The sequence below is a fragment of the Streptomyces sp. 150FB genome, from assembly GCF_000818195.1.
In the GTDB taxonomy this organism is placed as follows: domain Bacteria; phylum Actinomycetota; class Actinomycetes; order Streptomycetales; family Streptomycetaceae; genus Streptomyces.
In genome coordinates, this window is sequence record NZ_JTHL01000001.1 from 1,476,214 (window position 1) to 1,484,361 (window position 8,148).

The following is an 8,148-nucleotide window of genomic DNA, read 5'->3' on the forward strand; positions in this document are numbered from 1 at the left end:
CGCCGCGTCGAGCCCGGCGATCTCCTCGTCGGTCGGCCGCCGGTCGACGGGCAGCCGTAGCGGTACCTTCTCCTCGCCGGTCGGCCGGAACACCGAGCCGGTCTCGAAGAGCGCCAGGTCGTGCGAGCCACGGCCGTCGTTGCGGCGCAGCGCGCCGAGCAGTCCGGGCAGCAACGTGGTGCGCAGCGCGGGCTCCTCGTCGGAGAGCGGGTTGACCAGCCGTACCGTACGGCGCCGGGCGTCGTCGGCGGGCACGCCGAGCTGGTCGAGCACCGCTTCGCCCATGAACGGGTAGTTCAGCGCCTCGACATAGCCGGAGCCCGCCAGCGCGCGGCCGACGCGGCGGTGCAGCCGCTGGCGCTCGGTGAGCCCCCGGCCGGACGGCGGGGTGGGCAGCGTGGAGGGGAGGTTCTCGTACCCCTCCAGGCGGATGACCTCCTCGGCGAGGTCGTTGGGCGCGCCGAGGTCGGGGCGCCAGGACGGGGCGGTGACGACCAGCTCGTCCTGCCCGTACACGTCGCAGCCGATCTCCTGGAGCCGCCGTACGACGGTCTCCCTGCCGTAGTCGACGCCCGCCACGCTGCCGGGGTGGGAGGCGGGCATGGTGATGGTAGTGGGCGCCGAGGGCGCGACGACCTCGGTGACCCCGGCCTCGGCCGAGCCGCCGGCGAGCAGGACGAGCAGGTCGACGGTCCGCTGCGCTGCGGCCGGTCCGGCCGCCGGGTCGACGCCGCGCTCGTAGCGCTTGGACGCCTCGGAGGCCAGCTTGTGGCGGCGTGCGGTGCGGGCGATGGAGATCGCGTCGAAGTGCGCGGCCTCGACGACCACGGAGGTGGTGCCGCTGACCTCGCCGGTCCCGATATCGGTCTCGGTGTCGGCGATCTCGGTGTGGGCGCCGCCCATCACTCCGGCGAGGCCGATGGGGCCCCGGTCGTCGGTGATGACGAGGTCCTGGGCGTCCAGGACCCGCTTGGCGCCGTCGAGTGTGGTGATCTTCTCTCCGGGGGTGGCGCGGCGGACCCCGATGGGCCCGTCGAGCCGGGAGCGGTCGTAGGCGTGCAGCGGCTGACCCAGCTCCAGCATCACGTAGTTGGTGATGTCGACGGCGAGCGAGATCGGCCGCATCCCGGCCTTCTGGAGCCGCCGGGTCAGCCAGATGGGTGAACGCGCCTCGGGGTCGAGGCCGGTGACCGTACGCGCGGTGAAGCGGTCGCAGCCCACCGGGTCCGAGACCGTGACGCCGTAGCCGAAGGAGTTCGGCGTCGGGACGTCGATGAGCGCCGGGTCGCGCAGCGCGAGGCCGTAGGCGATGGCGGTCTCGCGGGCGACGCCGCGCATGGAGAGGCAGTAGCCGCGGTCGGGCGTGACGGCGATGTCGAGGACCTCGTCGACCAGCTCCAGGAGCGCGATCGCGTCGCTGCCGACCTCGTGCTCGGGCGGCAGCACGATGATGCCGTGCGTGCCGTCGTCGCCCATGCCCAGTTCGTCGGTGGAGCAGATCATGCCGTGCGAGGTCTTGCCGTACGTCTTGCGCGCGGCGATCGCGAAGTCGCCGGGCAGGACGGCGCCGGGCAGGACCACGACGACCTTGTCGCCGACGGCGAAGTTCCGGGCGCCGCAGACGATCTCCTGCGGTTCGCCGGTGCCGTTGGCGGTGCCGACGTCGACGGTGCAGAAGCGGATGGGCTTCTTGAAGCCCTCCAGCTCCTCGATGGTGAGCACCTTGCCGACGACGAGCGGGCCCTTGAGACCGGCGCCGAGCTGCTCGACGGTCTCGACCTCAAGCCCGGCGGAGACGAGCTTGGCCTGTACGTCACGGCCGGTCTCCGTCGTCGGCAGGTCGACGTACTCCCGCAGCCAGGAAAGCGGGACGCGCATCAGATCTCCATCCCGAACGGCCGGGTGAACCGGACGTCAGCCTCAACCATGTCTCGCATGTCTTCCACGTTGTGCCGGAACATCAGCATCCGCTCGATGCCGAAGCCGAAGGCGAATCCGCTGTACTTCTCCGGGTCCACCCCGCAGGCGACGAGCACCTTCGGGTTGACCATGCCGCAGCCGCCCAGCTCGATCCAGCCCTCGCTGCCGCAGGTGCGGCACGGCCTGTCGGGGTTGCCGACGGACTCGCCCCGGCACACGTAACAGACCATGTCCATCTCGGCGGACGGCTCGGTGAAGGGGAAGTAGTTCGGCCGCAGCCGGGTCGTGACCCCTTCGCCGAAGAGCGCCTGGACCATGTGGTCGAGGGTGCCCTTGAGGTCGGCCATGGTGAGGCCCTCGTCGACGGCGAGCAGTTCGATCTGGTGGAAGACCGGGGTGTGCGTGGCGTCGAGTTCGTCGGTGCGGTAGACCCGCCCCGGGCAGACGACGTACACGGGCGGCTCGCGGTCGAGCAGGGCGCGGGCCTGCACCGGCGAGGTGTGCGTACGCAGCACCACCCCGGCGTCGCCCTCGCCTCCGGTCCCCTCGCTTCCACTCCCCTGGGGGCCCTGGACGAAGAAGGTGTCCTGCATCTGGCGGGCGGGGTGGTCGGGCACGAAGTTGAGCGCGTCGAAGTTGAACCACTCCGCCTCGGCCTCCGGGCCCTCGGCGACCTCGTAGCCCATCGCGACGAAGACGTCGGCGACCCGCTCCATGAACGTGGTCAGCGGGTGCCGGGCGCCGGCGGGTGTCCGGTCGTACGGCAGTGTGACGTCCACCGCCTCCTCGACCAGCACACGTGCGTCGCGCTCGGCCTCCAGCTCGGTCTGCCGGGCGGCGAGCGCCTTGCTGACGGCGCCGCGCGCCTGTCCGACGCGCTTGCCCGCCTCGGCCTTGGCCTGGGGCGGCAGCGCGCCGATCTCCCGGTTGGCGAGGGCGAGCGGCGAGGTACCGGAGGTGTGCGCGGTCTTCGCGTGAGCGAGCGCTTCGAGGTCACCGGCGGCGGCGAAGGCGGCGAGCGCCTCGTCCCGCATCCGCTCGATTTGTTCCGGTTTCAGTGCCTCGACCTCGACTGGGTCGTACGACTTGTTGGGTGCCGACATCTCTTCCGTACTTCCGGTTGGCTGGGATACGACCCTGCTCGATCGCTGAGGGCGCGCGAAGTCGCCAAAGGCCGAGTCTAGGCCCTGTCTGATGCATAGCGCCGTCCGCCCGGAGGGCGGGGCTCGCGGTGTCCGGTGCGTGCAATCGCAAGGCGGAGGATCATCCTCGTACTGGACGTACTTGGATGACTCCGACAACGCGGCGAGTGTGCGTGCCGGGCGCCGCGAGCCAGGCGGGATGCGTCAGACAGGGCCTAGTGCCCTGTCCGGCAGGGGCCGGTGGGCTGTGCGGGTCCTGGCAGGTGGGAGGCCCGGCGGGGGCTCAGGTCAGATAGGCCGGAGCGCCGACGGGCAGGATAAATCGGAACTCGGCGCCGCCGCCGGGTCCGCGACCGACCGTGATGGTCCCGCCGTGCGCCTCGACGATGCCCTTGACGATGTAGAGGCCGAGGCCGGTACCGCCGCGCTTGCTGCCCCGCCAGAAACGGGTGAAGACGCGGCCCATCGACTCCTCGGGGATGCCGGGGCCTTCGTCGCACACGGTGACCGCCGTCCCCTTCGCTGTCGTCCCGGCGTGCTGGAGTTCAGCGGCCGCCACCTCGATGGTGACGGTTCCCTCGCCGTGGCGCACCGCGTTTTCCAGCAGGTTGCCGAGGATCTGATCGATTTTGTCCGGGTCCGCCCACAGATCGGGCAGCGGTTCTTCCACCGTGACGAGGAAGCGGTCGGGTGCCTGTCCCGCCGCCACATGCGACTGGACGTGCCGTCCGACCGCGGTGCCGATGGCGACGGGCTGGCGGCGCACCTCAAGACGGCCCGAGTCGATACGGGAGATGTCGAGCAGCTCGGTGATCAGCCGGGTCACCCGGTTGGCGTCGGCGTCGACGGTCTCCAGCATCAGCCGCTTCTGGTCGTCGGTGAACCGCTCCCACTTGGCGAGCAGGGTCGCTGTGAACCCCTTCACGGAGGTCAGCGGGGAGCGCAGCTCATGGGCGACCGTGGCGATCAGCTCGGCGTGGCTGCGCTCGGTGCGGCGGCGCGCCTCGGTGCCCCGGACACAGATGACCAGCTTCTGCACGGGCGCCTTGGGCCGGGGGCGTACGTATCTGACGGAGACGAGGACCTCACGGCCGCCGGGCAGCAGCAGATTGCGCTCCGGCTGGCCGATCCGGGTGGGCAGCCCGCCGTACGGGTCGGTCAGCGCCCACCAGCGGCGGCCTTCGAGGTCGGTGAGGGGCAGCGCGTGGTCGAGCTGGTGGCCGATGGCGTCGGCGCGCCGTACGGCGGTGATCCGGGCGGCGGCCGTGTTGAAACAGGTCACCCGGCCCGTCTCGTCGGCGACGACCAGACCGTCCGGCAGGTCGTCGGGGTCGATGTCCATACTCGTCGCGCTGTCAGGGTCGTCCGGGTCGCCGGAGGCGCGCACGGACAGCTCCTGGACCCGGGCGGGCCTGCTCATGCCGACAGCCATCCGCGCATCCCACCTCTTGTCCGTGTGGCTCAGTGGGCCCCCGAAGCCGACACCCTACTAGCGATACGTCACCCAGCGGGACCCCCTCAGCACGTACGGACACGCTGGGCGCGCGCCGACGCGTAGAGGCATACGGCCGCCGCCGTCGCGAGGTTCAGGCTCTCGGCCCTGCCGTGGATCGGTACGCGGACCACGGCGTCGGCGAGGTCGCGGGTCTCGGCGGGCAGGCCCCAGGCCTCGTTGCCGAAGATCCAGGCGGTGGGGCCGCCCATGGTGCGGGCGTCGAGTTCGTCGTCGAGGTCCCTCGGGCCCGCGCCGTCGGCGGCGAGGATCCGCGACCCGGCCGCGCGCAGCCCGTCGACAGCGGCTTCAACGGGGACGCCGACGGCGACCGGCAGGTGGAAGAGCGAACCGGCCGACGCGCGGACCGACTTGGGGTTGTAGAGGTCCACGGAGGCGTCGGTGAGGACCACGGCGTCGGCGCCGGCGGCGTCCGCGCAGCGCAGCACCGTACCGGCGTTGCCCGGGTCGCGTACGTGCGCCAGGACGGCGACCAGCCGGGGTCCGGCGGCGAGGATGTCCTCGAACGGCGTGTCGAGGAAGCGGCAGACGCCCAGCAGGCCCTGGGGAGTGACGGTCCCTGACAGCTCGGCGATCAGCTCGTCGGGCGCGAACAGCACCCGGGCCCCGGCGTCCCTGGCCGCGTCCACGATCCCGGCGTAGCGCTCGGCGGCCTCGACGGTGGTGAACAGCTCGACGAGCCCGGGCTCCCCGCCGGGGCCGCGGTGCTCGACCGCTTCCCGTACGGCCTGGGGGCCCTCGGCGAGGAACCGGCGCTCCTTGGTGCGGGAGGCGCGTCTGGCGAGCTTCCGCGCGGCTGTGACGCGCGGGGAGCGCGGGGAGATCAGCTCGGGGGTGGCCATGGGGCGGCGGTTCTCACTTCTCGTACGGGCGGGCACGGGCGGGTACGGGCGGTACTCACCGGATACGGACGGCGCGCGCGGGACGCGCAGAACGCACAGGACCCGCAGGCTCGGCCTGCGGGTCCTGCGGTGAGGCACGTGCGGAATCAGCGGTCCGGTCCGGTGGCGGGTGAGCCGATCAGCTCGCCCGCCACGGGTCAGATCGTTACGCGGCGGCCCTGGGGGCGTTGACGTCGCTCGGAAGCGCCTTCTGGGCAACCTCGACGAGCGTGGCGAACGCGTTGGCGTCGTTGACCGCCAGCTCCGCGAGGATCTTGCGGTCCACCTCGACGTTGGCGGCCTTCAGACCCTGGATGAAGCGGTTGTAGGTGATGCCGTTGGCGCGGGCAGCGGCGTTGATCCGCTGGATCCAGAGCTGACGGAAGTCGCCCTTGCGCTTCTTGCGGTCGTTGTAGTTGTAGACGAGGGAGTGGGTGACCTGCTCCTTCGCCTTGCGGTACAGGCGCGAGCGCTGGCCGCGGTAACCGCTGGCCGCCTCGAGGATTGCCCGGCGCTTCTTGTGGGCGTTGACTGCCCGCTTGACGCGTGCCACGTGTTAACTCCTTTAGCGGGGCCGTGGTTGGACTCACACGGCCCGGAAACGAATGGGTCCCGGTCTTGAGGTCGCGCCCCCGGTCACCGGGGGCGGCGACGTCACTTGCCGAGAAGCTTCTTGATCTTCTTGGCGTCGCCCGGGGCCATCTCGGCGTTGCCGGTGAGACGGCGCGTCACGCGGGACGACTTGTGCTCGAGCAGGTGGCGCTTGCCGGCCCGCTCCCGCATGACCTTGCCGGAGCCGGTGATCTTGAAGCGCTTGCTGGCACCGCTGTGCGTCTTGTTCTTCGGCATGGCGCCGTTATCTCCTCGTCAGTGGCGCTCCCCGCCGGCCGGTGGACCGGCGCTCGGGAGCGTCATATCTCCGATGTGTGGTTCCGGACCTGAACCGGTGGCGCCTGGCTGACGCCCTCCCGGGTCACGCGTCGGACGATGCCTCGGCCTTGGCCGGTGCTTCGGTCGGGGCTTCGGCGTCCGCCGCTGCCTCGGTGTCCTCGTCGTCGACCGAGTCGTCCGTGGCGTAGCCCTGACGCTCCGCCTTACGGGCGGCCTGCGCCTCACGGGCCTCGGCCATGGCCTCGGTCTTCTTCTTGTGCGGGCCGAGAACCATGATCATGTTCCGGCCGTCCTGCTTAGGGTTCGACTCGATGAAGCCGAGATCCTCGACGTCCGAAGCCAGTCGCTGGAGCAGTCGGAAGCCGAGTTCCGGCCTGGACTGCTCACGACCGCGGAACATGATCGTGATCTTGACCTTGTCGCCCTGCTTGAGGAACCGGACGACGTGACCCTTCTTGGTGTCATAGTCGTGCGGGTCGATCTTCGGCCGGAGCTTCATCTCCTTGATGACCGTGTGCGCCTGGTTCTTACGCGCCTCACGGGCCTTCATGGCCGACTCGTACTTGAACTTCCCGTAGTCCATGAGCTTGCACACGGGCGGACGTGCGGTCGCCGCGACCTCGACCAGGTCCAGGTCGTACTCCTGTGCCAGCTCCAGGGCCTTCGCAAGCGGCACAATGCCGACCTGCTCGCCGCTGGGACCGACAAGTCGGACCTCGGGAACGCGAATCCGGTCGTTAATGCGGGGCTCAGCGCTGATGGATCCTCCTCGGTAGCACCACACGGCTGTCTGGCAGACAGCCGCGTAACGTCTGCTTCTTACGAACCAACCGCGGGGATATATCAAAAATGCCCCGGACGGGACACAGGCGGCAGCTCCTTGTTACCGGAGCACCGCCGCGTCTACCGCGGGGCGCGCTTCGGGCGGCTCCATCGTCCGTACGGAACGATGGGCGCCACCTGACCGGTGACCCGCCGCCCGGATGGGGCAGCCAGGTGGGAGATCGGAGCCTCCACTTGTGGGCCGGACACACATGTGTCCAGCCGGTCGTTACTCCAGGTTAGCACCAACCGCGCGCAAGAGGCCAATGCGCGGGCCGGGCAGGACCGGGAAGGGCTGGTCTCCGGCCTGACCGGGGCAGCGGGCGGACGGCCGTATCGCTGGGCCTATCGTGTGAACATGAGTGAAGCGACCACCCCCGAAGAGTCCCCCGACTTCGACGCCATGACCCGCGACATCGCCGAGGTCCCGGCCGTCGAGGTGATCGTCACGGTCGCTGTGAACCTGATGAGCGCCGCCGCGGTGAAGCTCGGCCTGACCGAGGACGGCGACGAGCACAAGGATCTGGACGAGGCGCGCAAGCTGGTCCACGCGCTGGCCGGGCTGATGGACGCGAGTGCGACGGAGATCAGCTCCTTCCACGCGGCGCCGCTGCGCGACGGGCTCAAGTCGCTCCAGCTCGCGTTCCGGGAGGCCTCGGTCGTCGCCGACGAGCCCGGTCAGGGGCCCGGCGAGAAGTACACAGGACCTGTCTACGGCTGACGCGGTCCTGCGTACCCCGCGTACCGCTTTCTACTTCCTTACGTGGAGGGGCTCGCCCGGCGGCGTGGCTCCGCCCGGCAGCACCGCCAGGTCGAGGCCGCGCACCAGGCGGGCCCTCAGTACGTCGTCGGCGGCGAGACGCGCCGCGATCCCCCGGGTCGCCTCCGCCGCGGACGCTTCACCGTCGAGGACGAGCGCGAGCGTGCCGTCCGCGCTGCCGGGGCCGAGGTGGGCGCTGAGCACCGCGGGCTCGGCGGC

8 protein-coding genes and 1 pseudogene are annotated in these 8,148 nt (G+C 70.8%); 1 reads left to right on the forward strand and 8 read right to left on the reverse strand.

The window, feature by feature from the left end:
• From pheT to infC, 7 genes are all read right to left on the reverse strand, one after another.
• Positions 1-1,878, reverse strand: a 1,878-nt coding sequence (gene pheT / locus QR77_RS05950) for a phenylalanine--tRNA ligase subunit beta (RefSeq protein WP_040020103.1), incomplete at its 3' end; no start/stop codon positions are given.
• Entirely contained in the window at positions 1,878-3,023 is a 1,146-nt protein-coding gene (pheS, locus tag QR77_RS05955; RefSeq protein ID WP_040020105.1) for a phenylalanine--tRNA ligase subunit alpha, read from the reverse strand. The genes pheS and pheT, both read right to left, overlap by 1 nt.
• Before the next feature lie 322 nt (positions 3,024-3,345).
• Positions 3,346-4,494 (reverse strand): ATP-binding protein, encoded by a 1,149-nt coding sequence (locus QR77_RS05960; protein ID WP_040020107.1) that lies wholly within the window; start codon positions 4,492-4,494, stop codon positions 3,346-3,348.
• A gap of 86 nt (positions 4,495-4,580) precedes the next feature.
• Positions 4,581-5,417, reverse strand: a complete 837-nt coding sequence (locus QR77_RS05965; RefSeq protein ID WP_040020108.1) for an RNA methyltransferase — start codon at positions 5,415-5,417, stop codon at positions 4,581-4,583.
• Between the two features lie 205 nt (positions 5,418-5,622).
• A complete protein-coding gene (gene rplT, locus QR77_RS05970; RefSeq protein ID WP_040020109.1) occupies positions 5,623-6,009 on the reverse strand; it encodes a 50S ribosomal protein L20 in 387 nt (128 codons plus the stop codon).
• 101 nt (positions 6,010-6,110) lie between these two features.
• Positions 6,111-6,305, reverse strand: a complete 195-nt coding sequence (gene rpmI / locus QR77_RS05975; RefSeq protein ID WP_040020110.1) for a 50S ribosomal protein L35 — start codon at positions 6,303-6,305, stop codon at positions 6,111-6,113.
• A 124-nt stretch (positions 6,306-6,429) separates the two neighbouring features.
• The gene (gene infC, locus QR77_RS05980) at positions 6,430-7,131 is read right to left on the reverse strand and encodes a translation initiation factor IF-3 (protein WP_078876497.1); all 702 of its coding nucleotides are present in this window, start codon (positions 7,129-7,131) and stop codon (positions 6,430-6,432) included.
• Between the two features lie 396 nt (positions 7,132-7,527).
• Here infC and QR77_RS05985 point away from each other — a divergent pair, with 396 nt between their 5' ends.
• Positions 7,528-7,890 carry a DUF1844 domain-containing protein gene (locus QR77_RS05985; RefSeq protein WP_040027378.1) on the forward strand — a complete coding sequence of 121 codons (363 nt, stop codon included), beginning with the start codon at positions 7,528-7,530 and terminating at the stop codon, positions 7,888-7,890.
• A gap of 30 nt (positions 7,891-7,920) precedes the next feature.
• On the opposite strand, the pseudogene QR77_RS48315 reads toward QR77_RS05985, so the two are convergent.
• Positions 7,921-8,148 (reverse strand): annotated as a pseudogene (locus QR77_RS48315) (SseB family protein); the annotation flags it as partial.

What these genes read in the sequence shown, in the direction of transcription:
- QR77_RS05960 (WP_040020107.1), bottom strand. Translation starts at nt 4,494, where the DNA reads ATGGCTGTCGGCATGAGCAGGCCCGCCCGGGTCCAGGAGCTGTCCGTG.
- QR77_RS05985 (WP_040027378.1), top strand. Translation starts at nt 7,528, where the DNA reads ATGAGTGAAGCGACCACCCCCGAAGAGTCCCCCGACTTCGACGCCATG.
- pheS (WP_040020105.1), bottom strand. Translation starts at nt 3,023, where the DNA reads ATGTCGGCACCCAACAAGTCGTACGACCCAGTCGAGGTCGAGGCACTG.
- QR77_RS05965 (WP_040020108.1), bottom strand. Translation starts at nt 5,417, where the DNA reads ATGGCCACCCCCGAGCTGATCTCCCCGCGCTCCCCGCGCGTCACAGCC.
- rpmI (WP_040020110.1), bottom strand. Translation starts at nt 6,305, where the DNA reads ATGCCGAAGAACAAGACGCACAGCGGTGCCAGCAAGCGCTTCAAGATC.